Source organism: Rothia sp. P7181 (assembly GCF_048513015.1).
In the GTDB taxonomy this organism is placed as follows: domain Bacteria; phylum Actinomycetota; class Actinomycetes; order Actinomycetales; family Micrococcaceae; genus Rothia.
This window is the reverse complement of record NZ_JBLXXZ010000005.1, coordinates 103,482-129,331: the sequence shown is the minus strand read 5'-3', so window position 1 is coordinate 129,331 and position 25,850 is coordinate 103,482. Positions and strand designations below refer to the sequence as shown.

General features: G+C 48.5%; 19 protein-coding genes, 1 CRISPR repeat array and 1 riboswitch (1 of these 21 only partly in view). Of the genes, 12 read left to right on the top strand and 7 right to left on the bottom strand.

The annotated features are described in order from the left end of the window. The 4 genes from ACN08Z_RS04090 to gatB form a co-directional block, all read left to right on the top strand. Positions 1-416: LysM peptidoglycan-binding domain-containing protein (locus tag ACN08Z_RS04090; RefSeq protein WP_419103316.1), on the top strand; the 416-nt coding region annotated here is incomplete at its 5' end. A 195-nt stretch (positions 417-611) separates the two neighbouring features. Beyond that, the gene (gatC, locus tag ACN08Z_RS04085; protein ID WP_419102121.1) at positions 612-908 is read left to right on the top strand and encodes an Asp-tRNA(Asn)/Glu-tRNA(Gln) amidotransferase subunit GatC; all 297 of its coding nucleotides are present in this window, start codon (positions 612-614) and stop codon (positions 906-908) included. A gap of 9 nt (positions 909-917) precedes the next feature. After that, the gene (gatA, locus tag ACN08Z_RS04080) at positions 918-2,507 is read left to right on the top strand and encodes an Asp-tRNA(Asn)/Glu-tRNA(Gln) amidotransferase subunit GatA (RefSeq protein ID WP_419103315.1); all 1,590 of its coding nucleotides are present in this window, start codon (positions 918-920) and stop codon (positions 2,505-2,507) included. Next, on the top strand, positions 2,507-4,012 hold the full coding sequence (gene gatB, locus ACN08Z_RS04075; RefSeq protein WP_419103314.1) for an Asp-tRNA(Asn)/Glu-tRNA(Gln) amidotransferase subunit GatB: 1,506 nt from the start codon (positions 2,507-2,509) through the stop codon (positions 4,010-4,012). Before gatA ends, gatB begins: the two co-directional genes overlap by 1 nt. Before the next feature lie 92 nt (positions 4,013-4,104). Here gatB and ACN08Z_RS04070 read toward each other — a convergent pair whose 3' ends face one another. Further along, positions 4,105-6,264 carry a S9 family peptidase gene (locus tag ACN08Z_RS04070; protein ID WP_419103313.1) on the bottom strand — a complete coding sequence of 720 codons (2,160 nt, stop codon included), beginning with the start codon at positions 6,262-6,264 and terminating at the stop codon, positions 4,105-4,107. A 168-nt stretch (positions 6,265-6,432) separates the two neighbouring features. Further along, positions 6,433-6,552: riboswitch (SAM riboswitch) on the top strand. Positions 6,553-6,620: 68 nt separating this feature from the next. On the opposite strand from ACN08Z_RS04070, the gene metX reads away from it, so the two are divergent. Further along, complete coding sequence (gene metX, locus ACN08Z_RS04065; RefSeq protein ID WP_419103312.1) at positions 6,621-7,814, top strand: homoserine O-acetyltransferase MetX; 1,194 nt, start codon at positions 6,621-6,623, stop codon at positions 7,812-7,814. An 11-nt stretch (positions 7,815-7,825) separates the two neighbouring features. On the opposite strand, the gene cas2e is transcribed toward metX, so the two are convergent. The 4 genes from cas2e to cas6e are packed head-to-tail and all read right to left on the bottom strand — an operon-like array spanning position 7,826 to position 12,469. Next, on the bottom strand, positions 7,826-8,137 hold the full coding sequence (gene cas2e / locus ACN08Z_RS04060; RefSeq protein WP_419103311.1) for a type I-E CRISPR-associated endoribonuclease Cas2e: 312 nt from the start codon (positions 8,135-8,137) through the stop codon (positions 7,826-7,828). Next, complete coding sequence (gene cas1e / locus ACN08Z_RS04055) at positions 8,137-9,078, bottom strand: type I-E CRISPR-associated endonuclease Cas1e (RefSeq protein WP_419103310.1); 942 nt, start codon at positions 9,076-9,078, stop codon at positions 8,137-8,139. Before cas1e ends, cas2e begins: the two co-directional genes overlap by 1 nt. Positions 9,079-9,090: 12 nt before the next feature. After that, entirely contained in the window at positions 9,091-11,784 is a 2,694-nt protein-coding gene (gene cas3 / locus ACN08Z_RS04050) for a CRISPR-associated helicase Cas3' (RefSeq protein ID WP_419103309.1), read from the bottom strand. A gap of 16 nt (positions 11,785-11,800) precedes the next feature. Then, positions 11,801-12,469 carry a type I-E CRISPR-associated protein Cas6/Cse3/CasE gene (gene cas6e, locus ACN08Z_RS04045; RefSeq protein ID WP_419103308.1) on the bottom strand — a complete coding sequence of 223 codons (669 nt, stop codon included), beginning with the start codon at positions 12,467-12,469 and terminating at the stop codon, positions 11,801-11,803. Between the two features lie 312 nt (positions 12,470-12,781). Here cas6e and ACN08Z_RS04040 point away from each other — a divergent pair, with 312 nt between their 5' ends. The 5 genes from ACN08Z_RS04040 to ACN08Z_RS04020 all read left to right on the top strand — a co-directional run bounded on the left by ACN08Z_RS04040 (position 12,782) and on the right by ACN08Z_RS04020 (position 17,606). Further along, a complete protein-coding gene (locus tag ACN08Z_RS04040) occupies positions 12,782-14,368 on the top strand; it encodes a type I-E CRISPR-associated protein Cse1/CasA (RefSeq protein ID WP_419103307.1) in 1,587 nt (528 codons plus the stop codon). Between the two features lie 25 nt (positions 14,369-14,393). Next, positions 14,394-14,984, top strand: a complete 591-nt coding sequence (locus tag ACN08Z_RS04035; RefSeq protein WP_419103306.1) for a type I-E CRISPR-associated protein Cse2/CasB — start codon at positions 14,394-14,396, stop codon at positions 14,982-14,984. 55 nt (positions 14,985-15,039) lie between these two features. Beyond that, positions 15,040-16,098, top strand: a complete 1,059-nt coding sequence (gene cas7e / locus ACN08Z_RS04030; protein WP_419103305.1) for a type I-E CRISPR-associated protein Cas7/Cse4/CasC — start codon at positions 15,040-15,042, stop codon at positions 16,096-16,098. Continuing rightward, positions 16,095-16,835, top strand: coding sequence for a type I-E CRISPR-associated protein Cas5/CasD (cas5e, locus tag ACN08Z_RS04025; protein ID WP_419103304.1), 741 nt, complete (start codon positions 16,095-16,097; stop codon positions 16,833-16,835). Before cas7e ends, cas5e begins: the two co-directional genes overlap by 4 nt. 87 nt (positions 16,836-16,922) lie before the next feature. Beyond that, entirely contained in the window at positions 16,923-17,606 is a 684-nt protein-coding gene (locus ACN08Z_RS04020; protein WP_419103303.1) for an alpha/beta hydrolase, read from the top strand. A 68-nt stretch (positions 17,607-17,674) separates the two neighbouring features. Here the strand turns inward: ACN08Z_RS04020 and ACN08Z_RS04015 are convergent, their stop codons facing one another. Continuing rightward, a complete protein-coding gene (locus ACN08Z_RS04015; protein ID WP_419102135.1) occupies positions 17,675-17,905 on the bottom strand; it encodes an RNA-binding S4 domain-containing protein in 231 nt (76 codons plus the stop codon). Positions 17,906-18,092: 187 nt separating this feature from the next. Between ACN08Z_RS04015 and ACN08Z_RS04010 the strand changes: the two genes are divergently transcribed. Then, the gene (locus ACN08Z_RS04010) at positions 18,093-19,475 is read left to right on the top strand and encodes a glycine--tRNA ligase (RefSeq protein WP_419103302.1); all 1,383 of its coding nucleotides are present in this window, start codon (positions 18,093-18,095) and stop codon (positions 19,473-19,475) included. Between the two features lie 827 nt (positions 19,476-20,302). Here ACN08Z_RS04010 and ACN08Z_RS04005 read toward each other — a convergent pair. After that, positions 20,303-20,521 (bottom strand): hypothetical protein, encoded by a 219-nt coding sequence (locus ACN08Z_RS04005; protein WP_419103301.1) that lies wholly within the window; start codon positions 20,519-20,521, stop codon positions 20,303-20,305. A gap of 467 nt (positions 20,522-20,988) precedes the next feature. Between ACN08Z_RS04005 and ACN08Z_RS04000 the strand changes: the two genes are divergently transcribed. Continuing rightward, positions 20,989-21,543: a tyrosine-type recombinase/integrase gene (locus ACN08Z_RS04000; protein WP_419103300.1), complete on the top strand. Its 555-nt coding sequence runs from the start codon at positions 20,989-20,991 to the stop codon at positions 21,541-21,543. Between the two features lie 477 nt (positions 21,544-22,020). Then, positions 22,021-25,850: direct repeats of the CRISPR family, unit length 29 nt; unit sequence GGAAATACCCCCGTGTGTACGGGGAAGAG (it continues 1,442 nt past the right edge of the window).

Below are 25,850 nucleotides of genomic sequence, written 5' to 3'. Positions count from 1 at the left end.
GCGCACCTGCTGCCGTAGCTCCAGCTCCTGCACCAGCACCAGCTGTTGTTGAAGCACCAGCTCCAGCTCCAGCACCCGTAGCAGCACCTGCACCAGCAGCACCCGTTGCTCCTCAGTCTGAAGCAGTTGTTGAATACACCGCTCCAGCTCCTGCACCAGCACCCGTTGTTGTTGAAGCACCAGCTCCAGCTCCAGCACCCGTAGCAGCACCTGCACCTGTTGTAGAGTCCACTCCTGCTCCTGCACCTGCAGCAACCGCTGGTACCTACACCGTTAAGCCTGGTGATACCCTCTCCGGTATCGCATACCAGCTAGGTCTTCCTTCCTACCACGTTATTGCTGATGCAAACAAAGACATTATTGCTAACGTAGACCTCATCTACCCCGGTCAGGTTTTCGTTATCCCAGCTCTCTAATATCGAGATAATCTCCATTAGGTAGCATAAAGACTTCGCTTTCTTCCTCAACTCATTGAGGAAGAAAGCGAAGTCTTTTCTTTAACCTCACTGAGTTCTTTGAGAGAACCTGCCACATATCCTCAAGAGAACTGCCTAAAGTGAGTTCAGAGAGATAAACTAGAAAAGAAAACTTTTGTCCACTACGGAGAATCTATGTCTGACATCACCCGTGAGACAGTTGCGCACCTAGCGGAACTGGCACACATCGAAATGACGGATACCGAACTAGAAGCAATGGCACAGGAACTCGGCGTCATCGTCGAATCCGTCAAATCTGTTTCTGAAGCAGTATCCGACGATATTCCAGCAACATCACACCCCATCCCACTACAAAACGTCTTCCGAGAAGACGTCGTAGAGGAGACCCTCAGCGCAGAAGAAGCGCTCTCCGGGGCACCTGATGCAGAAGACGGAAAATTCAAAGTCCCAGCAATTCTCGATGAGGACTAAGGAAAAACTATGAACGAACTCATTAAACTCTCTGCTGCAGAACTCGTCGAAAAACTTAAGTCTCGCGAAATCTCTTCAGTAGAAATCACCCAAGCACACCTAGACCGTATCAAAGCAACCGACGGGCAAGCCCTCGACAGCAACGACCGTTCCGCAGGAAAAGACGGGCTCAACGCCTTCCTCCACACCAACGAAGAAGAAGCACTAGCAACCGCTCAAAGCGTTGACAAAGCCCGCGCAGCTGGCGAAGAACTCCCCGAACTAGCAGGCGTTCCCATTGCTATCAAAGACCTCATCGTCACCAAAGGACAACCCACCACCGCAGCATCTCGCATGCTTGAAGGCTGGATGAGCCCCTACGACGGTACCGTCACCCAAAAAGTTCGCCAAGCACGTATGCCCATCCTCGGCAAAACCAACCTTGACGAATTTGCAATGGGATCATCCACCGAACACTCCGCTTTCGGTGTCACCCGCAACCCATGGGCACTAGACCGTATCCCCGGCGGCTCCGGTGGTGGCTCCGCAGCAGCAGTGGGTGCTTTCCAAGCACCTCTGGCATTAGGAACCGATACTGGAGGTTCCATCCGACAGCCAGCAGCCGTCACCGGAACTGTCGGCGTCAAACCAACCTACGGTTCTATCTCACGCTACGGCGTTATTGCCATGGCGTCATCCCTAGACCAAGTAGGTCCTTGCTCCCGCACCGTTCTTGACGCAGCACTGCTTCACGAAGCCGTCGCAGGATACGACCGCCACGACTCAACTTCTTTGAACGAGCCGGTTGGCCCCTACGTTGAACAGGCACGAGAAGGCGCCCGAGAAGGAAGCCTAGCCGGAATCCGTATTGGCGTCATCAAAGAGCTCACTGGTGAAGGCTTCCAAAACGGTGTTACTGCACGCTTTAACGAATCACTAGAATTACTTAAAGAAGCTGGCGCCCATATTATTGAGGTCTCTTTGCCATCGGTCAAAGAGGCTCTTGGCGCGTACTACCTCATCATGTCTTCTGAGGTTTCCTCAAACCTCGCCAAATATGACGGCGTACGTTACGGGCTTCGTGTACTACCAGAAGACGGCCCACTGACCATCGAACGTGTCATGGCAGCAACCCGTGCCGCAGGATTCGGCGCAGAAGCAAAACGCCGTATCATTCTCGGAACATACGCCCTCTCTGCAGGCTACTACGACGCCTACTACGGTTCAGCTCAAAAAGTTCGCACCCTCATCCAACGTGACTATGCTGCAGCCTTTGAACAATGCGATGTCCTCGTCTCACCAACAGCACCTACCACCGCATACAAACTCGGTGAAAAAACTGACGGTGACCCCATGGCAATGTACCTAGGCGATATCGCAACTGTACCTACCAACCTTGCGGGCGTCCCATCACTGTCTCTACCAGCTGGACTAGCTGACGAAGACGGCATGCCCGTAGGTATCCAATTCACCGCCCCAGCACACGAAGACGCACGTCTTTACCGTGTTGGTGCAGGGCTCGAAACCCTCTTGAACAACACCTGGGGTGCCCCACTATGGACACAGATGCCCGACACCGAATCACTGATTCGCGATTTTAACTTTGGGGGAGCGAAATAATGTCTGAAGAAACCCTAAGCTTCGACGAAGCAATCGAAAAATACGACCCAGTATTAGGCTTTGAAGTTCACGTAGAGCTCAACACCAAAACAAAAATGTTTGATGCTGCGCCCAACGAATTTGGCGATACACCAAACACCAACGTCACCCCCGTATCCCTCGGGCTACCTGGTGTGCTTCCGGTCGTCAACGGAAAAGCTGTAGAATCTGCCATCAAATTGGGTCTTGCGCTAGGCTGCGAGATTGCACCAATTTCGCATTTTGCGCGTAAAAACTATTTTTACCCAGATACCCCTAAAAACTTCCAAACCTCACAATACGATGAGCCTATCGCCGCAAATGGCTCTCTCGATGTTGAACTTGAAGACGGAACAATCTTCACCATCGACATCGAACGTGCCCACATGGAAGAAGACGCCGGAAAACTCACCCACAAAGGCGGCGCAGACGGCCGTATTCAAGGTGCAGACTTCTCCCTCGTAGACTACAACCGAGCAGGCGTTCCCCTCATCGAAATCGTGACCCGACCCATCGTTGGGGCAGGAGAACGAGCACCAGAACTCGCACGAGCCTACGTGGCAGCTATCCGCGAAATCGTCAAAAACTTAGGAATTTCCGATGCGCGTATGGAACGTGGAAACGTCCGCTGTGACGCAAACGTCTCCCTCATGCCTAAAGGAAGCAGCACCTTTGGAACTCGCTCTGAAACAAAGAACGTCAACTCCTTACGCTCTGTAGAACGTGCTGTTCGATACGAGATTCAACGACATGCAGCTGTTCTAGAAACTGGACAAAAAGTCGTTCAAGAAACCCGTCACTGGCACGAAGACACCCGTGAAACCTCACCGGGGCGTCCCAAATCAGACGCTGACGACTACCGGTACTTCCCAGAGCCAGACCTCGTGCCCGTGGTTACCGATAGCGAATGGATTGAACGTCTACGCGCAGAACTGCCAGAACCCCCTGCAGAACGCCGTCGCCGTCTCAAAGCAGAATGGGGATACTCTGATGAAGAGTTCCGTGACGTTGTCAACGCTGGGGCAATGGACGCAATTGAAGAGACCGTCGCTGCAGGCGCTAGCCCAACGGTAGCGCGTAAATGGTGGATGGGAGAAATCTCTCGCCTCGCAAAAGTTCGCGAAACCGAACTGCTCGAGCTTGGTGTGAGCGCACAAACCGTTGTGGAACTTAACCAACTCATTGAGAGCAAAAAAATCAACGATAAAATTGCTCGACAAGTTCTCGAATTTGTTCTTGACGGTGAAGGAACACCCACCGAAATCGTTGAAAAACGCTCTCTAGCTGTTGTTTCTGACGACGGTGCACTCAGCGGCGCTATCGACGATGCCCTTGCTGCAATGCCTGACGTTGCAGAAAAGATTCGTGGTGGCAAAGTTCAAGCTGTCGGCGCAATCGTTGGTCAAGTGATGAAAGCAACCCGCGGACAAGCAGACGCCGGACGTGTACGAGAACTCATCCTCGAAAAACTTGGCGTAGAACTCTAAGCCTCTTACACCTGGCTAAACACAAAAGCGGTGGTGTTGCCTCCAACGAGGAAACACCACCGCTTTTGTTATATACCGAAAAACCAGAAATATTATTGGTCTAATAAGTAAGTCAGCGCAAAAGCATACTCCCACGCAATATCACGCCACGCAGTGTAACGGCCTGAACCGCCACCGTGCCCACCATCCATCTCAATCTTCAACAGGGGAGTAGCCGAATCAGCAGAGATACTCTCACGTAGCTGAGCTACCCACTTAGCCGGCTCAACATATAACACACGAGTATCGTTAAAACTCGTCACTGCAACAATCGGTGGATACTTGACGTGACGGATATTCTCGTATGGAGAATAAGACTTCATATACTCGTATACTTCGGCATCCTCAATAGGGTTACCCCATTCCTCCCACTCCAAAGCAGACAACGGAAGATCTGGATCAAGAATAGTCGTCAACGCATCCACAAACGGAACACCTGCGATAGCAGCACAATACTTCTCGGGAGCAAGATTCAGAACCGCACCAATGAGCAAACCACCAGCAGAAGCACCAGAAATAGCAATCTTCTTCTGATCAACCCACGGGCGTTGCCCTAAGAACTCCGTAACATCAACAAAATCAGTAAAAGTATTCTTCTTCTGAAGTTTCTTACCATCTTGATACCACTGGCGTCCCATCTCGCCACCACCACGAATATGCGCCACCACATAAATCACGCCACGATCTAGAAGCGACAACCTCGCTATAGAGAAATAAGGATCTATCGACACCTCATAGGAACCATAACCATACTGGAACACGGGATGCTGCTGAGACAAATCAAGATCAGCACGATGAATAACAGAAATAGGAATCATCGCACCATCACGGGCAGGTGCCCACATGCGATACGCCTGATAATCCTCAGCATGATAATCGCCTAATACGGGGGTCTCACGGCGAAGAATAAGCTCCTGCGTACGCGGAAAATAGTCATAGATTCGAGGGGGAGTCACCCACGACGTGTACGAAATACGAATGACCGGCGAATCAATAGAAACATGAGAAACACCAGTCGTATAAATTTCCTCCACAAAACCGGTCGGCTCACTAAAAACAACCCCCGCATTCGACTGCGAACGTAACAAGGCGCGCAAACGGTCTAAATCGGCAAGAAAAACTCGTACCGTCGTATTCTCACGAGCCGTCACCACAAGATGAGTTGAGGAAAAATCAAACCCCTCAATACGCACCTCAGAACGATGAGGCATAACTTTAAGCCATAACTGACGGTACTGCTCAAAAGGCTGAGACGTTGGATAAGGGGCAAGCACAATTTCTGAGTTAAGAGCGTCAGCATCATGCATGATGAGAACATAAGGCACACCATCAATACGAATAGGCTCAACACCGTATTGCACACGATGCTTCTTACCAATAACCAACAAAGGCTCAGCCGACATATCTTGAAGCGGAACTAAACGAACCTCCGAAAACTCAGAAGAAAATGACGTAATAACGATATGAGTCCGGTCAGCAGAAAGAGCGCTGCTAAGCCACATCGCATTGTCATGCTCGGTGAAAAGAATACAATCTTCTTCCCCCGCACCAATACGGTGAGCCCGTATCTCATATGGGCGCCATGACTCATCGACAAGAGAATAAATAAGGGTTGATGCATCAGGAGTCAAATATGCGCCACTAAAAATGCCGGGCAAAGTCTCCTCTGAAAGAGTCAACGTCTCTAAATCTAAGAAATACTGGGTATAGCGTTCATCGCCAGAATCATCAACACCAAAGCTCAACAAAGAACCATCTAACGAAGGCGAAAAAGACCCAAGAGAAAAGAACGGCAACTCTCGTGCAAACTCATTACAATCAAGAATGACCTGCTCTTGATCAAGAGGAACACCCGCCTGAACCTGCGGAGGAGAAAACATCTCCACCTCACCACCGTCTACCAAAGCAGGCACACGACAAAATACAGGGTACTGTTCACCCTCAATCGTCCGCGAAAAATACCACCAATCTCCATGGCGAGAAGGAACAGAAAGATCCGTCTCTAAGGTACGCTCCTTAATCTCCTGAAAAATACTTTCACGAAGTGCTTGCTGTGACTGAGTGGACTGCTCTGTATAAGCATTTTCTGTATTGAGGTACTCCACCACCTCAGAATCGTCCTTAGCACGAAGCCACTCATAATGGTCAATAAACGTATCGCCATGATGAACACGTGAAGACTCCACACGCTTCGTAACAGGTGCTTGAGACATGAAATGTACCTCCGAAAAGAAAAATAGATAATGCGCTCTTAAAACAACGCGACATGAGAACTATTCTAAAGACAAAATATGACGAAACAAGACAAACTACCGCATGAGAACGTAAAGAAGAAGAAACGGCTCGACCCACAACAAACCACTCAGATACGATAACAATACGGTCAAGAGCGCTAATACCAAGACTCAGCTTATTAGCCGGCAACCCTCCACTCGCGGCGGGGTGCCACTGAGACAGACCCGGCACCAGAAAAACACTCTTAGACGGTGCAAGCGCGGGAGCAGTACGCACTACCTCCTCAACATAAGAGCCTGCACACCAAACAGGCAACACACTAGAGGAGACAACAGTGCAGATACAGCCCCAATCTACTACAACAATAGTTATTGGAGCATCTATGAGTACCCCAACAACACTCACTTACCAACACCACACAACCATCGAGACACTACCTCTAGAATCAGGGCACACACTACCCAACGCAACTATCGCCTACGAAACATGGGGAAACCTCAACAAACACAAAGACAACGCCGTGCTCATCTTACATGCCCTAACAGGAGACACCCACGTCGCCCACAACGAACACAACACTACTTATGGCTGGTGGGAAGACCTCGTTGGAGCAGGAAAAACCATCGACACAAACACCTACTTTGTCGTAGCACCGAATATTCTCGGAGGCTGTAACGGAAGCACCGGAGCACACAGCACACACCCACACAAACAACCCCCACAACCATGGGGGTCATCCTTCCCAAAACTTACCGTACGAGACACCGTACACGCCGAAAAACATCTAGCAGAAGCACTCGGCATCACACAATGGGCACATGTTATAGGAGGATCCCTCGGAGGAGCACGAGCCTTAGAATGGGCCATCACCTACCCCGAAAACGTACGTCACTGCGCCGTCATCGCCTCCGGTGCATACACCACCGCAGAACAACTAGCCTGGGCACAAGCACAAAACCTTGCTATCCGCAGCGACCAACACTTCTACGGAGGCGACTACTACGATAAACAACCTCCCAGCCAAGGACTAGGGATAGCTCGACGCATCGCACATATCACCTACCGAACCTCAGAAGAACTCCACACCCGATTCGGACGCACACAACAAACACAAAACAGTACACAATACAGCGTGGAATCATATATGGACTACCATGCACATAAACTCGTACAACGTTTTGACGCAAATAGTTACCTCAGCATTAACGAAATACTCATGAGCCACGACATCACCCGAAATCGTGGAACATTACACCAAACACTGCAACGAAGCCAATGCACATGGACCATCGCCTACGTGCACAATGACAGGCTCTTCTACCCAGAACAATCACATGAACTAGCCCGCGCCTTGCCCCAACCGGTACAAGCACAAGCTATCTACTCTCCAGCTGGACACGACGGATTCCTCCTAGAGACAAAACAACTACAAAAAATCCTAGAACCAGCTCTCAAACAAGGCAGAAAAACCCACTCACAACACGAAAAAGAAACAAACCCGGCATCGCCCCCGTTCACCTCACAATGAGCTACTGACCGCTATTCTTCAGAAGAAAATTCCTCGTGAGACAGGGGAGAAGACGACGCTAAAAGTACCCCATCACAATCAACCATGACACGACGCCGCACACCATGCGTACGTACATTAAACCCCTGTTCCATGCTCTTGTCGCTATACACAAGAGTCAATAACCCATCTCCAGCAGCTAATACACACCGTTCCCACAGATTATCTCGAACACGAGCCGAAACATTACCAACAAAAACACCCACCGATACTTCAGAAAGAAACCGCGTTAAATACCCATGTACATGCTGAGGTAAAGAAACCGTGGTGAGAACAACAAACATTACTGCGCCCTTTGACCATATTGAGTGTGACCAGTTACTTCCTCGCCTCTATCACTAATCAGACGATCATCATCACGATGAGGTAATTGCGGGCTATACACCTCTATCAACGTTTTCACCATGCCCTGCAAAACATTCTGACGTACCAACTCCCGACGAACAGCACGCCTAATATCTTCTGCAATATTCTCACTACTCGAGAACGAAAAAGCTAACGGAATACTTAAAGAAGGCTTATAAAGATCCGCAAGGTCATACAATAAAGAACGAATATCCCCACGATGGATCACCCCTAAAGCAGGGTTCAAACCCAATGCAGCACAAGCAGATGCAGCACAACCGTACAAAATCGAATGAGCCAGATTCAACGCAACATTGACATTATCCGTTGCTGAAACATCACGTTTAAACCCCTGAACACCATGTTTCTTAGCCTGCTCTCGATATAGATTGCGTATCGTCCGGCCTTCTAAACCACGCATCGTCGCAATAGAACCACCCGGCATTTTCTCAATACCTAGCTGCTTTTTGTACAGAATAAGAGCCGCTTGCTTTTGAAATTTCTCTTGGGCAGCAGTACGTGCCTGAGCAATAGCCCAACGAGCAGAAGAGGTCAGCGGTGTAGCATGAGAATATGCTGGTACACCGCCACCACCAGAGAATAGCACTGTGACACCTGCCCTCGCGCACGAGGTGATTGCTGGCTGAGAAATACTCGTCCCAGGACCTAACATCAAAACAGCAAGACTACTCACCGGCAATTGTATTTTCTGCCCCGCAAGTTTTTCAGAACCCCGCTCCGAACCCCACGCAACAACACCTGTTTTCTCTTGTTTAATAACGCAATACTCTAAGTAAAGAAAAGACACTCGATCTTCTAAACGAACCTGATGAGAAGCCGGTATCGTCGAAAAAGCTAAAGCCTCATCCGAATAAGCCATAAGAACATTCCCCTATTCCTCAGTAAAGAGGTGCTCTGAAAATCCTGACGCAGGGTCATAAAAACGCTCAGCCTGAGGCAAATACGAATACCGCTTCAGAAGAGACGGCGCATCAGCCAAAGAAACTAACTGCTCTGATAATTTTGAAGAAGAAACAACTAATGGCAAAGAACCTTTTAATGCTTGTCGAATCTTCTGCTGTTCTTGAGGAGTAATCTTTGCTAGATCTTCGGGGGCGCCATCCCACGCACCAGGAATACTGCCATCAGAACAGCAAAGAATAACCGGTGTGCTTTCACGTTCAATAAGGCGTGTACGTCGTTCAGCAGACTCCTCGTCTCCACCTCTTTGAGTGAGCTGTTTGAACTCCGTTATCCTTGCCTCATCATCTAACGCTTCTTCTAAGGGTGTCGCAGCGCTGAGCCCCTTACGAATACGGCTCACAATATCGGCAAAGGCATCTAAAAATGCGTCATCATCTTGGTCTGCGAAAGTGTCAAGAGATAAAGATGAGCTATCAATAAAAGCTTGATTATTATCGGGTACGACAAAATGCTGATGCTCCATCAAAAACGACCATGTACGCTCCAACTCAGCCTGAAAATACGGTGCACTTGAATACTTATCAAGCTCAGCAACACGAACCACCCGAATCGGTATATGCGGAACACCTGGAATACGCTCTACACGCAAAACATCAGAACGCCTCCACACCCTACCAGCACGCTGAATCAACGACGCTGACGGACACAAATCCGTACTCAAAAAATCTAAATCAATATCCAAAGAAGCTTCAATAGCTTGAGTACCCACAACAATGACAGACTCAGCCGTCTTACCAGCACCAATCAGTGCTTCAAGTTGTTGTGCGTTAATACGGCGATGCTCCGCGGTCATCCGAGAATGAAGAAGAACAACACCCCCATACTCTTGCTCAAGAACAGCAGCAACCGTCTGCGCTCTCTGAACCGTATTACAAATAACGCCGATACGAGCTTTGGGGAATCGTTCACGCATGGAACGAACCCACATAATATGGGAATCTTCTAGAGAATTAGAATCGACTGTATCTAACGAAAAATCAATGCTATATGTGTCACTTGGTAGGGCAGAAGTCTCCGGTGTAGAAGAAGAATACTCTAATGATTCTGTTGCAGGGAAAGCCGGAACAAGGCTGTGCTCGGATAGAGACTCACCTGTATACGCTTCCAAAAATTGTTGACGCTGCCACTGCGGTAAAGTTGCCGTCAGCAAAGTGACACGCGTATTCGTCTTTCCCAACCATCCAAGAAGAGTGACCAATAATTGTGTTTGATAATGATCGAGAGTATGCACCTCATCAACCACAATATGAGAGTTTGCCAAAGCCAATAACCGCAGATGAGTCCACTTAAGAGGCAAAGAACCCATCAACGCCTGATCTACCGTGCCAACAAAAACAGGAGCAAGTAAACGAGCCGCACCAGAACGCACAAACTCCGTAGGATATAAACCGCCAGAACCTTGCCCCACACAAGAACTATCACCCATCTCAGAACCGCCAAAGCTCGTGATAGGGGTTTGGTAAAAATCCTCAATAGACGCTAGACCATGCGCCAAAGCCGCAACGTTCGGCGTACCCTCATAAAATTTTTGCACCCTGCGCATCAAAGCGTTAGAAGTTGCCTGAGTAGGAAGCAAAAACAACAAACGTTCTTGTTCTGTACAATGACGCAACAAAGCAGCCTCTGTTTTGCCTCCGCCGGTCTGCACCATCACATTCCATAATCCACCACCAGAACGCAACGCTTCAGCTTGCATAGGCCGAGGCTCATAATCACCAAGAATAGCCTGACGAGCAGAAACCTCGTCCTCCCAACCATGGTAAACACCAACAGTTTCCTCAACCTTGTGAAGGGCCTGCGCATATAAAGCGGCTACCCATTCATTCGGTTTCTCTAAAATCAGCGTTCCGTCAGCCATGAGCTGTTGATTCTGAGCGACCCAATCAGAATGCGAAGCAATCCTATCTGCAAGAATAGTTAGACCCGAAAGCAACACAATCACCGTATTAGATACCTCATCAGGGAACTCCTTGCGGCAAATTCCTACTGCCTGCTCCACTAGCGACAATAAATCGTCCTGAGCCTGTGTCCAACCGTTTTCTTCAAGGAGGGAGGTAAAAGCACTATGTAGTCGACGCTTCCGTTTAAAAATCTGCTTATTGTCAAGGTCGAATGGAATATCAAAGTACCCATGATGCCCTAGAGCTGGTAAACATTGCCAGATAGCTTGAGATGTGACATGAACACAAGAAGAACTATCTGCATAGAATCCGAGCGCTGAAGCGCTAATTTGTTCATGACGACGTAAAGAACGCTCTTTTCTCTGGTCCTCGCTCAGATCGGATAACCCTTCAAACGCTAAGGGATTGTGAATCAAAATATTTTCACGAATACTGTCCCAGACTTCTTCCTTTTGTGAAAACTGCCCTTGAAATAAGGGCGAGGCTTTACCAACGTCATGGCTACCAGCAATAAAGCACACGATACTCCGTGCTTGTTGACCTAGCTCTTGCTTAAAAAGTTCTTGAAGTCCTGGTCGTAACCAACGGTCGTAGAGCACACCTGCGACTGCTGCGGTGTCGAGTAAATGGGCAAGAAGAGGGTATGTGCCGTGAGTCTTGTCTTGTTTTGACCAGAGATAGCTATGTGTTGGTACAGGCATGAGTATTCCTCACCGTTTATTGGGCGATTTTAATGCTAAGCATTCCACAGCCATAGGACTTCGCTCGTCCTACGCCGTTGAGAAGTATCTGTTCAAGAGCTGATGGGGAATCAACGTAGGCAAATCCGTCTACGGTATCTATCTGAACCGTCAAATCGCCTTGCTTTTTTCCTGTGCGGTCTGCTCCTAAGACCTGACGCTGATGATTCATGACGGAGATGTCTTTGAGTGCTCCAGAAAGACGTTGTTCAAGCCAATTGGTGAAACTTAAAGGATTCTCTGGGTCTTCTCCGTCAAATGGAACATGGACAATCTCATGAGAACGAGATTTACGGACGATACCATTGATTGCAAGCCTAAAAGCAACAGGTGTTCCTTCTTGCGGTGACTGGAGAGAAATTTCTTTCGTCTCAAGCTCTTCAATAATGTCTTCTGCCTGTACAGGAATAGAAGACTGGACTAGGAAATATGGAGCATGTCCCGGTACAGAATCTAAGCGGAAGAGGATGTTGTGTTTTGAGCGAGGGTTGGAAGATTCTAGATTTTCATCAAATAACCCCATAACAGCACGGTGTCTGAACTTAGGGGAATCAAGTAAGAATCCCTGAGACGAGGGGGAGTGATTGCTCGCACGAGAAAGAGCGAGGTGAGCGGGGAACTTTGTAAGATGAACATTTGTACTCATGGTATATAGCTTCCTTTCTTGGTTTGTAGCTATAAAGAAGTGCTAAACTAAACGCTATTGGCTTTCCCTGAAGCTCTCGGGGGTATTTCTTTGTTTTTTGCTACTATAGCCATTTTCTCCGTATGCGCGGAGGTATTTTTCTACTCTTTGGTCTTTATCGTATCACTGGTTATCATAAAATCAACTTGTTATTTGTAACTATATTTATGTGTTAATTTTATAGCAAAACTGTTGACAGGTTGAGATACGTTCTGTCACAATGTGAGTTATGCAGCATATTTCACAACTATCCTAAAGAAAGAGAGGTCTGTGATGGTAGACATACTTAAAGATGTTTCCTTTGTGAAGCTCACCTCTGGGTCTGTAACAGTACGAGAAGCCTTGCTTCATGCACATAAAGACGGAGTAGTGCTTGATAAAAAGATTCCTGGATACCAGTACGCAGCTTTTCTGAGACTACTAACGACAGTACTCGCTGTGACATTAAGACACTGCGGAGCTGATAACCCTAAAAAAGCTCCTCAGATTAGCGAAAAGGTCCTAAAATCAGGCGTTCCAGAAGAAGCATTAGATAAAGCATTAGAAGAATTGGCCGCAGGTAGCGACCTTTTTGATGGGAACATGCCTTTCATGCAGCGACCACCCGTCGCACCAACTTCTGCAAAAGATAGCGCTCGTGCTCTAGGGCCGGGGCAGCAGCCCGTCAAAAAGCTTTCACCAGCCATGCCCTCTGACGCAGGAGAAGATTTCTGGAACCTCATTGTTGCCCAACCTCAGTCTATTTCTCTAGAACAAGCTGCCACGGATATTTTGGTATACCACCACTATTCAATGGCTGGAAATAATACCTACGATGGTGACAAGTGCGCCATGGGTGCACCAGGGATTCGGTATCTGGGAAAAGGAAATGCCGCTACAGAAATCTTCTGGCAAGGAGAGAATCTCCTTGCTACGTTGCTGATGGCTATTCCTAAAAGCTGGGTTTTCAGTAAAGAGCTGCCTGCATGGGCAGACAGAGAAGGAATAACAAAAGCGAAGACACCCTCTGCGGAACCATCACTATGGGACGCAACATGGAGCTCTAACACCGTTGCTACGTATTGGGAAGATAAAAACCTTGCAGGCGTACGCGTTGGCGGTATACCAGAAAAATGGTATGTACCAGAAATGGGGCCTGCTAGCGATAAACAAGCTAGAAAAAACTGGTGGGATACCCGCAATACGCTGGATCCCTTCTACCTCTACATGCCAAATCAAAGCGGAGAACTTAAAGCCCAGCGTCTAGACTTCGGGCGAGACGCAACTGACCTAGCCGTAGAATGGGCGGCAGAATCAAAAGTTGAAGCGGCTTCTAAACAGCTAGAACAACGTTTCTACGACGGTGATGGGGATGAAACGCTGTGCTTTATCCGTCATCAAATTGAAGGAACGGCCTCATCCCCTAGCATTAGAGCTTCCTCTGTTTATCAACCAGACTCTACGCAATGGGTATTTGACGCCAACGAAGAATTACAAGAAGCTATCCAAACCCATGCAAAGACTATTCAAGAGTTACATAACATCGTGCGTGCTCCCTTCAGACGTATGACTGAAGGAGACAAAAAACGCCGAGATACAGGAAAAGGTGTTGTGGCTTTTGACGATTTGGAACATCGCAGAAAAGATGCCTCTGCGTACTTCTGGCGTGAAATTGGGCCAGTGTATGAAGAATTCGTTATTTCTGTAAAAGAAGGCGAAAAAAAGATTCCACGGGAAGTTCTTGAAAAAGCGCAAGCTGCTGCACTGCGAGCGTACGACAAAACTATCGCGCCTCATATAAGTCAGCATCCAGAACGCGCGGTTTACGTACGAGGAATCTTAGACCGTCGTTTACATTTTGCGTTGTTCTCGCAAAGTTAATTTTTATTGATAGAAAGGAGCTTTTATGGCTCAGGAATCTTATTATAATCTCCTTAGATTTACGCTAAGGGTGAGAGAACCCCAGTCCAACTCAAAGAAGGCACGGTCAGCTCTCCGAAAAGGCTTAGTGTCTACCATGGAACATTATGCGTACCCTTACGTGTTGCCCTATATAGACAACTCCCATCATCGAACGGCAGTGCTCCGTTCCATTGGGGTCATCTCTGAATTCAACAATATCCCTCAAAACTTTGATAACGACGGGAAATACCAGTGGAAGAGCGTGGGAACGTGGGCGGCAGAAGTAAGTCGTGCGCTTGCCAACGATAGAGATATAGAGCTAAACCCCGATAACCCAGATAGGATAGGCCAGCTTTTAGCGTATCTGCACACACAAAACTTAGAAGAGGCAGTTCGCACTTTATACCGCATCATGCAAATGTCAGGGAAGCTTAACAACGTTCCGGCAATGCATTTTGGCGCACTCATCAATATGTTCACTTATTGGGGGAACGGTGTTTCTGAGGAATCACGTGAACACCGCCTCACCATGATGCGCGATTATTATTCGGCAGTTTTCCCTAAAAAAGAAAAAACTGAAGAAACAGAAGCATAAACCTTTTATACATACCAAGTATTTTCTTAACACTACCTATTGAAAGGACATTGACATGTCTCGTCACCTGACCTTGAGCATCGTCTCAACCGTACCCTACTCCAACCTCAACCGCGATGACAGCGGAACACCAAAACGTGCAACCATCGGCGGAAGCTTACGTGCACTGCACTCCTCACAATCCATCAAGCGAGGAATCCGTGTTGCCTACGAGAATGCCTCTTTGGATTACTCTGTACGTTCAGGCTCCCTCGTAAATGAAGTTGTAGCAAAAGCATTAGAACTTCAACCCGATGCAGATGAAAAATCCTTGACTAAGGAAGCTAAAAAAATTATTGGAACACTCACCAAAGGTGCAGAAAAAGAAACAGAAGGCGGCTCCGACCGTTCCTCGTGGCTCAGCGAAGAGGAACTCACCACCGCAGCATACACGGCACTAGGACGTACCGACGAAACCTTCATCGAAGACGGACGTACCGGATCTCTTGCTATCGCAGCTTTTGGTCGCATGTTCGCTAACGCACCCACCAAAAACACTGAAGCAGCTCTCAGCGTCTCACCCGGAGTGACAACACACCCCGCAACCATCGAAACAGACTACTTCTCCACCGTCGACGATATTAAAGAACGTAACGGTGACTCTGGCGCAACATTCCTTGGCGTTGCACAATACACGAACGGTGTCTTCTACCGCACTGTGAGCATCGACCGTGAACAGCTCAAGAAAAGCTGGGCAGGATTTGGCCAAGAAGACTCTAAAGAGAACCTACGCCAACTCATTACCGCAATTCTCTACGGAATGCCCCGCGGTAAAGAAAACAGTACAGCACCTTATGTTCAGCCTGCTCTCGTTCTAGCAGAAGAACAACAGTACCGTACCGCATACGACTTCGAAACGCCCGTAAAAAATGGTGCTGAAGGCGGATATCTTGGCGCAACAATCGACGAGCTCGCTCAACAATATGCTGCAGCACGACGCTTCGACCCAGACAACTTCGGCCCAGTAGAATCCCTCACCGGAACATACACCAACCTTGACGGAAAGTTTGGTGACCTCAAAGCTGTCTCCCGCAAAGAATTCGTAGAAAACATCGTGGAATGGATCTGCCAATGACATCATCGGTGTATTTGAGATTAGCTGGCCCCTTACAGTCTTGGGCTGGTGCCTCCGTCACCGGTAATATCGTCAACACAGGTAAAATCCCTACACCAAGTGCCCTACGAGGGCTTCTCGCAGGTGCATTGGGGTATCAACGAGGGCAATGGCCACAATGGTTAGAAAACGTAGAGTTTACTATCCGTATGGAACGCCCCGTGCAATACACTGATGATTTTCAGACGATTAATCCGCGTACAGGAGAAGAAACTTTCCGCCGTCGTATCCTCCTTGCACAAGGGCAAAAAGCATCAAGCGCAAAAAGCTTAGTGTTTACTCCCGACGCGCAATCTGGAACTTCTATCGTGAACCGTACATATCTTGCAGATAGCGAATTTATTGTACGTATCACCGCAGAAGGTAAAACTGAAGAAATAGATGCGGCCCTAAGAAGCCCCCAATTCAGCACCTATTTAGGGCGTAAAGCGTTTCCTGCAGTGTTTCCTTTTTACTTAGGAGTAGGGGACTCAGACGAGATCTATAAAATCCCTACGGTCAAGAGGAAACAACGAAGAGAGCGACGCTCCACTGTGCAAAAGGCGGGCGCAGAAGAATCGGCAACAGTGACAATCTATCAATTTGTTGACGATACTCCCGTAGCACCGTCAAAGACTAGAGTTCCTGTCGTACAAGACCGCAATATGTGGTTAGAGAAAACAGCAGAACTTCTCAAACGACGTAAAACGCTCATATAAAACAGCAAGAACTCGTTGTGGTGTGCCACGCCTATTTTGGGCGCACCACAACGAGTTCTTTTGCCATACCCATTACTAAGGAAAAACATGACCTATACCGTTGAATACCTACACCCCGCACAAAAACGTGCTGGAACACATCTCATTCTTCTCTTACACGGGTATGGTTCTAACGAACAAGACCTCCTGCAAATAGCCAAACTCATCGGCTCAGAAAACATTACATGGGCGAGCATGAGAGCACCTCAGCCCGTCGGCGCAACCATCGACGACACCGCAACCACCGCACATATTCCCGCCGTCAGCTACGGGTACCAGTGGTTTCCACTCAACCAGCTCTTAGACAGTTCCTTACACAGCATTAACCTAGCCTGCGACTACGTGAACCAATGGTTAGACAAAGAATGTGCAGACTACGATGGGATAACGCTCCTCGGCTTCTCACAAGGTATGGCGTTAGCAACAAGTATTGCGCGACGCTATCCCGAAAAAATATCAGCAATTATTGGCCTTAGCGGATACATCATTGAAACAGAAGAATGGGCTAAAACCACACAACAACTCAAACAACGACAAATACCAGTCTTCTACGGTTACGGCGACCAAGACCCCATTATTCCTACCGGAAAAGAAGAATATACTCGCTTATGGTTAGAAGAAAACACTAACCTCGAATTACACGAATACTTTGGAATGGCTCACAGTATCTGCCCGCAAGAAATACAGCACGTAGCGTCATTTATCCAGAAAAATATACTCGCCTTAACGTAGCTATAGTGAGGAAAACAGCTACGCTACACGTGTACCGAATCTTAACTGCAACCGGTATATACAGTAATTTACTGTTTACTTTCAGAGGCGACCTCAACAGTAATACCGTTGAGCGTTACCGTGTCGCCATGGCGTAGCTGCTTTCCGCGGGCCTCTTCAATATCACCGTTAACCTTCACAAGACCATCTTGAATGAGTTCACGGGCATGAACACCGTTCTCTACTAAAGCAGCAAGTTTAAGAAACTGCCCTAGCCGGATACTCTCATCACGAATAAAAATACGTTCAACATTACTCATAACTAATACTCTAACCGATGAACCAGCAGGCAAAAGACCTACGCTTTAACTCAAGACGTATCACACCGCTCAGTCACAGAACGAACCATAATAATAAGGTACTCTTAGACAACGCGTACAGATACGCACAGACACTATAAAACAACCCCTGCACGTCGTCTCCAGCGGCGGGGCACTAGGAGTAATAATGGCAGAAAAAACAGTTCTCGATAACGTCATCACCTTGGCAAAACGCCGAGGCTTCGTCTTCCAAGCCGGCGAAATCTACGGCGGAACACGATCAGCGTGGGACTACGGCCCCCTAGGTGCTGAACTCAAAGAGAACATTCGCCAACAATGGTGGCAAACATTTGTACGCGGACGCGAAGACATGGTTGGACTCGACTCTTCCGTCATCCTCCCCACCAAAATTTGGGAAGCATCCGGTCACGTAGAAACCTTCACCGACCCATTAGTCGAATGCCTCTCATGCCACACCCGCCTACGACAAGACCACCTCATCGAAGCCTACGAAGAGAAAAAAGGTCGCGCACCAGAAAACGGCATGGCAGACATCGCCTGCCCCAAATGCGGTACACGCGGACAATGGACCGAACCACAAAACTTCTCTGGTCTGATGAAAACCTACCTCGGACCAGTCGATAACGAAGAAGGCCTACACTTCCTCCGCCCCGAAACAGCGCAGGGAATCTTCGTAAACTTCAACAACGTGGTAACTGCTGCACGCAAACGCCCACCCTTCGGCATCGGACAAATTGGTAAAGCCTTCCGCAACGAAATCACCCCAGGAAACTTCATCTTCCGAACCCGCGAGTTTGAACAGATGGAGATCGAATTCTTCACCCACCCTGAAGAAGCACCACAACACTTTGAACAATGGGTTGAAGACTGCTGGAACTGGTTTGTTGACCTAGGTATCAACCCAGATAACATGCGGAAATTTGATGTTCCTGAAGACGACCGTGCCCACTACTCTGCCGGAACCATCGACATCGAATACAAATTTGGTTTCCAAGGCAACCCTTGGGGCGAACTCATGGGTGTTGCAAACCGTACAGACTACGACCTTGGTGTGCATAACAAACACTCAAACGCTAAGCTTGAATACTTTGACCAAGGAACCGGCGAACGCTACGTACCTTATGTTATTGAACCGTCCTTCGGACTCACCCGCTCTATGATGGCGTTCCTTGTAGATGCGTATCTAGAAGATGAAGCACCTAATACTAAAGGTGGAGTAGACAAGCGTACTGTGCTTAAACTTGATCCTCGTCTTGCACCTGTTAAAGCAGCGGTGTTGCCACTATCTAAAAAAGAAGATTTGGTGCCAACAGCAAAGAACCTTGCACAGCAGCTTCGTCGTCAATGGAATGTTGATTATGATGACTCTGGCGCTATTGGACGTCGTTACCGCCGTCAAGATGAGATTGGTACACCGTTTTGCATCACTGTAGATTTTGACACTCTTGAAGACCAGGCAGTGACGATTCGTGAACGTGACACAATGAATCAAGAACGTGTTTCTTTGGACAAGGTACAAAGCTATCTTGCTGAAAAACTTCTAGGGTAAAACCTAGGTTCATTCTTATAGAAATTCATAATTCTTATGGTGTCTGGTGCTATCTTCGTGGTGGTGTCAGACACCATTTTTATATCTAAGGATAAAGAATGAAAAAAGAGACAAAAAACTTATACGTCATATCAATAATTGTCGCAACCTTATTTATGCTTACGTTTATATTGACGGCTTCAGGACTGCTGAGTTTATTTTTTGATTCTGATACAGAAAATAGCTTAGATGCAACCAATTACCTGTCATTTGTATCTATCTCTTAAATTTTCTGGGTTAGCTCAATAGAACCCCCTACTCTAAGCCTCATCTATGGGTGATGTTCTATGGGGTTACTAAGAGATACTGCTCTAACCTTGTGTATCTTCTCGTTATTGCTTGGGGTCGAGATGATTCGGGTTTTGTTTCATTTTCCTGTTCGACTGCCATTCTTGGTCTTCTCTATAAAGTTTCTTGAACCCGTAGTAGAGAAAGCGAATCACCAATACAACTATTGCTAAAGATACGATTATGCTGATTAGGGCGAGAATGGAAATAACAAGGTGAGTCATAAATTTATTCGCTCCTTAGTCATTTTTGATGGCTTGACGAATATCTATAAGTATCGGTTCTTGCAAACCATCAAATGAGATGCAAGTCACTATACACTACTTGTGTGGGGTGTTCAAGGAACTTATTGGATTCTCTGATGTGGGGGGCTGAATAGAAAACATGCTTGGGGTGTCTAGGGAAGTTTCACTCAAAGTTCAGGTGGGTTTGTAAAAAGTTTTTAAGTCGCGTTACAGCTAAGAAAACGCCCCCTATGCAAGCGCATAAGGGGCGTTAGGTTATTTATTTTTCTTCGTGAATTTTATTCTTCGGGCTTCGATGGCTTGCCCATAAGCGAGCGCGGTGCTTTCTAGCCATAGCGGGCTTTTCTTTTCTCCCGCGCCTTTGAGCCATGCGTCGGCAGGGGGAAGATCCTTAGCTTTTGACAAATGGCTTAAATCTTTCCCTATGGCTTTAGCGAAGCCAGATAAATTTAAATAATTTTCTCCGCTTTCCATAACCCTAAGAATAACCCAAAAGAACCGCGAATCATGGCAAGAATAGGAACCGCGCACACGCGAACTACCATACCTCGGATATGAACGTAATATCTGCCTCAAACATTGCATCGGGAATGCCTTGGAAGATTTCCTCTTCTCCATAACGTCCTGTTTTTAGGCGTGTAGGGAGGGGTGCAACTAGTACAGGTATGCACGCAGTGCCGTTACTGTTTTACCAGCGGATTTTTATTTTTCTTACCCGCTACAGACTTTTAGGCTGGAGTGGGTAGCTGTTGCATAATTTTGCTGCGGACCCTGTGCATGGGAGAAAGGGCCCCGATACGCGCCAGTTGCTTAGAAAATACCTCCGTGTGTATGGGGAAGAGCTCCCTCTCCTTGCCCAGCGACTACCACTGCAGGAAAATACCCCCTGTGTGTACGGGGAAGAGCCAAGATTTAAAATAGAGAAATCCCCTATGGACGGCGTGCCAGTGCGAAAGCGCCCAAAATACGCGCCGCGGCCGGTTGAAAATATCCAGCTCGCAAAAATCCTGAAAAACTCGGCTAAAAATACTCGCGTCATGGTGCTATTAGCTGCCTTATGTGGCCTCAGAGTGCATAAAATAGCCAAAATTAGAGGTAGTGATTTAGATTTAGAGAAAAGAACCCCTGCAGTGATTGGCAAAGGCAATAAACGCTCCATTATCCCACTTCATGAAATCATCGTGGATACCGCCCAAAGCATGCCTGAATCTGGGTGGTGGTTTCCTAGCCTTTCCGATGTTGATAAACCCATTTCCGGCAAATCTTGCGGGCAAGCAATAAGCCGTGCCATGCGTCGCGCCGGCGTAGAAGGCACAGCCCACCAACTCCGCCATTCGTACGGTACGGCCCTCTTAGAATCGGGGGAGGTAGATTTGCGCACTCTCCAAGAGCTTATGCGGCATGAGAGTTTAGCCACAACCCAGATTTATACGCGGGTCACTTCTGAGAGGTGGCGAGAGGCTATCGATAATTTATGCTTGCCTATAGTCGTGTGAGTTTAAACCTTTAATTTAGGTTTATGTGAGTTTGCGCTAATGGCAATGAGATTATCCCATTCCAGCAAATCTGATTCTAGATATACGGGCTTTCCATCATGCACACCCCTTGCTTCTAGAGGGTGCTTGGCAAGTCTATCTAAGAATCCTCTCCTAGATAGCCCTATTCGACGCGCTGCGCCGGCTTTAGAAAAAGTCGGTTCATTTTTCATAATTTCTAGATAATATACAGCGTGCCACCCTATTTCTAGGAGTGGCACGCCTTTCTTTCTTAGAATCCGATTAGCTCGATTTCGCCCGCTTCATCGGTGGGCTCACCTGCAAAAGCGTATCCTGCTTCTTTGAGGGCTTCGACCAGGGCGGGATTGCCTCAGCGGTATCTTCGGCAGTTTCTGGAATTACCGCACTAATTTGAGGAAATACCCTCCGTGTGTACGGAGAAGAGCTCAAGGCAAGACCACCACTTTAGGGCTAGAGGGAAATACCTCCGTGTGTACGGGGAAGAGGGGTTTCGAGGTGTTTTATGGCTGGTCTTCTGGGAAATACCCCCGTGTGTACGGGGAAGAGAATCTTCGGTAGCGGTGAGGGTGTTATCATCAGGAAATACCCCTGTGTGTACGGGGAAGAGCAGTAATAACGATTTCCAGAGGTTCACTATCAGGAAATACCCCCGTGTGTACGGGGAAGAGCCCAGAGGATAGAGATGAGGGCAAAAAGTGGAGGAAATACCCCCGTGTGTACGGGGAAGAGTGGTTAGCCACGCACGAGAATCAAAATCAGGAGGAAATACCCCCGTGTGTACGGGGAAGAGATGCCCTCATAATCTGAGAGGAAGGCTAAAAGGGAAATACCCCCGTGTGTACGGGGAAGAGAAGAGTCATTATTTTTCTCCTTTATCAATGTTGGAAATACCCCCGTGTGTACGGGGAAGAGGTGCTACAGCCGCCGGAGCATGAGATGAAGCGGGAAATACCCCCGTGTGTACGGGGAAGAGCAATCATTTCAGTAGCTAATCCACCTTGTGCGGAAATACCCCCGTGTGTACGGGGAAGAGAGGGTGTCGGATTTCTTTTGAATCCGTAGGTTGGAAATACCCCCGTGTGTACGGGGAAGAGTGATATTTTGAGCACTCATTCAGGGGCATCGAGGAAATACCCCCGTGTGTACGGGGAAGAGACCAGACGAAGTGGTCCGCTCAGGTATTCTAGGGAAATACCCCCGTGTGTACGGGGAAGAGGGTGCGTCAGGCTAATATCGGCTTGAATCAGGGGAAATACCCCCGTGTGTACGGGGAAGAGGTGATTCATCTGTTGATATAGAGCTCAGGTCAGGAAATACCCCCGTGTGTACGGGGAAGAGGTTTCCTGCTCGGAAAGCGTAACGCCTAGGCTGGAAATACCCCCGTGTGTACGGGGAAGAGGGTGAGGTTGGTGTTGGTTCTGTTATGAATAAGGAAATACCCCCGTGTGTACGGGGAAGAGTCTCGGTGCTAACCCCTGTTGGATACTCATTGGGAAATACCCCCGTGTGTACGGGGAAGAGCAGGTATAGACCGAGTCTGGTTAGAGACTGGAGGAAATACCCCCGTGTGTACGGGGAAGAGCAGCCGCGCCGGCGTTAAGCGTTAGATAATCCGGAAATACCCCCGTGTGTACGGGGAAGAGAGAATCTTAGGGCATCCACGCGGTCGGTGATGGGAAATACCCCCGTGTGTACGGGGAAGAGGCGTTCATTTTCACCATGCCGTCACTGTCAAAGGAAATACCCCCGTGTGTACGGGGAAGAGATGACATGCAAGCTGGCACACCAGATTTTCGGGGAAATACCCCCGTGTGTACGGGGAAGAGTTAGCCCAATACGACTTATGCGAAGACCGCTGGGAAATACCCCCGTGTGTACGGGGAAGAGCGCCGGGCGTGTAATTAGGGCTTGACCAGGTGGGAAATACCCCCGTGTGTACGGGGAAGAGTTTTATATAGCAAGCTCTTTTTATTGATTTTAGGAAATACCCCCGTGTGTACGGGGAAGAGTCCCCGCGCGTGTCTTTTTTCCATATCGTAACGGAAATACCCCCGTGTGTACGGGGAAGAGGCTTTGGTGCAAGAGCGCAAAAGACCGAAATGGGAAATACCCCCGTGTGTACGGGGAAGAGGAGCGGGAGGGTTTTACTTACCGGTTTCGCTTGGAAATACCCCCGTGTGTACGGGGAAGAGAAGGCTGGGTCTCTTCCAGATTCTCTGCTTTCGGAAATACCCCCGTGTGTACGGGGAAGAGAACAACGCCTCACAACAACAGCTACAAGGGTCGGAAATACCCCCGTGTGTACGGGGAAGAGATATCACGAAAACAGAAGTAGACCTAAAGGCAGGAAATACCCCCGTGTGTACGGGGAAGAGTGGCTGAGAGCACCAATAAGGCTGTGCAAGATGGAAATACCTCCGTGTGTACGGGGAAGAGTGGCTGAGAGCACCAATAAGGCTGTGCAAGATGGAAATACCCCCGTGTGTACGGGGAAGAGTGAGCTAAGAGCTTCACCTTAACCTGCTCCACGGAAATACCCCCGTGTGTACGGGGAAGAGACACCAGACACGGTTTGTCCACCATATATTCAGGAAATACCCCCGTGTGTACGGGGAAGAGAGCCCTGTAAAGGTGTATTCCCCTGCTACCCAGGAAATACCCCCGTGTGTACGGGGAAGAGTGCCACGCATGCTATCACCGGCATCTTGTCCAGGAAATACCCCCGTGTGTACGGGGAAGAGCTGGGCTGAGACATTTTTTGGGGTCCTTTCTTGGAAATACCCCCGTGTGTACGGGGAAGAGAGGGCGTAAAACTTTTAGCACCCTCTGGGGTGGGAAATACCCCCGTGTGTACGGGGAAGAGAGGATGTAAATTTAGATTCTGGCGAGTGTTTGGGAAATACCCCCGTGTGTACGGGGAAGAGTCTTCCAACTCGTCAGGATGTGCTAGGCACGGAAATACCCCCGTGTGTACGGGGAAGAGGCATCCGAATAGCTCCTCTTCTAGCTTTTGGAGGAAATACCCCCGTGTGTACGGGGAAGAGAGGGGTTTGGTGGGGTGTTTGTGCATCGGCTTGGAAATACCCCCGTGTGTACGGGGAAGAGACGCACAGCAAGAATAATGGAGAGCGTATCCCGGAAATACCCCCGTGTGTACGGGGAAGAGGATGCCAACCATTACCACCATGAGTAACCTCTGGAAATACCCCCGTGTGTACGGGGAAGAGGCGCCTAGTTGCTCTTGCGTGCCGAAGAAAATGGAAATACCCCCGTGTGTACGGGGAAGAGCCAAGCCTAGAATTATCTCAGCATGAATTCACGGAAATACCCCCGTGTGTACGGGGAAGAGCTCATTGGGGCTCAGCTGAAAAACACCGGCACGGAAATACCCCCGTGTGTACGGGGAAGAGTTTAGGACTTCCGCGAAAGCTTTAAGCACTTCGGAAATACCCCCGTGTGTACGGGGAAGAGTAGCCAGCTTGCAGATGGGGCAAGCTTTGACGGGAAATACCCCCGTGTGTACGGGGAAGAGAACAAAATCGAAAAACGATGCGACAGGATAGCGGAAATACCCCCGTGTGTACGGGGAAGAGTTTCAAACGTTTTGCAAAAGTTAATTCTCGTGGGAAATACCCCCGTGTGTACGGGGAAGAGAAGGTAAAACAGCGCACAGGGCTTTCCCCATGGGAAATACCCCCGTGTGTACGGGGAAGAGTAAGCTCATTATTTTTCTCCTTTATCAATGTTGGAAATACCCCCGTGTGTACGGGGAAGAGATTGCGCCGAGGTTGAAGCCAGAGGGGCGGGGGGAAATACCCCCGTGTGTACGGGGAAGAGAAAAGCTAGACCCTCACAATTCTTTTATGGGGGGAAATACCCCCGTGTGTACGGGGAAGAGATGCCGAACGCCCGCTCTCCCACTCTCCAGTAGGAAATACCCCCGTGTGTACGGGGAAGAGAGCCAGAAGCCACGTTGTGATAAGCATTTTTCGGAAATACCCCCGTGTGTACGGGGAAGAGACTTGGAATGCTGGTGCTAGTACTTCGAGTAGGGAAATACCCCCGTGTGTACGGGGAAGAGTTATTCAGAGGATTTCAATCTCAAAGAAGAATGGAAATACCCCCGTGTGTACGGGGAAGAGGAGAAGACCGTTGCGAGCCATATCTAATAATGGGAAATACCCCCGTGTGTACGGGGAAGAGTCACTGGCAAGATTGATGTTACAGAAGGAGGGGGAAATACCCCCGTGTGTACGGGGAAGAGCCCTCCAAACCATCACACCATC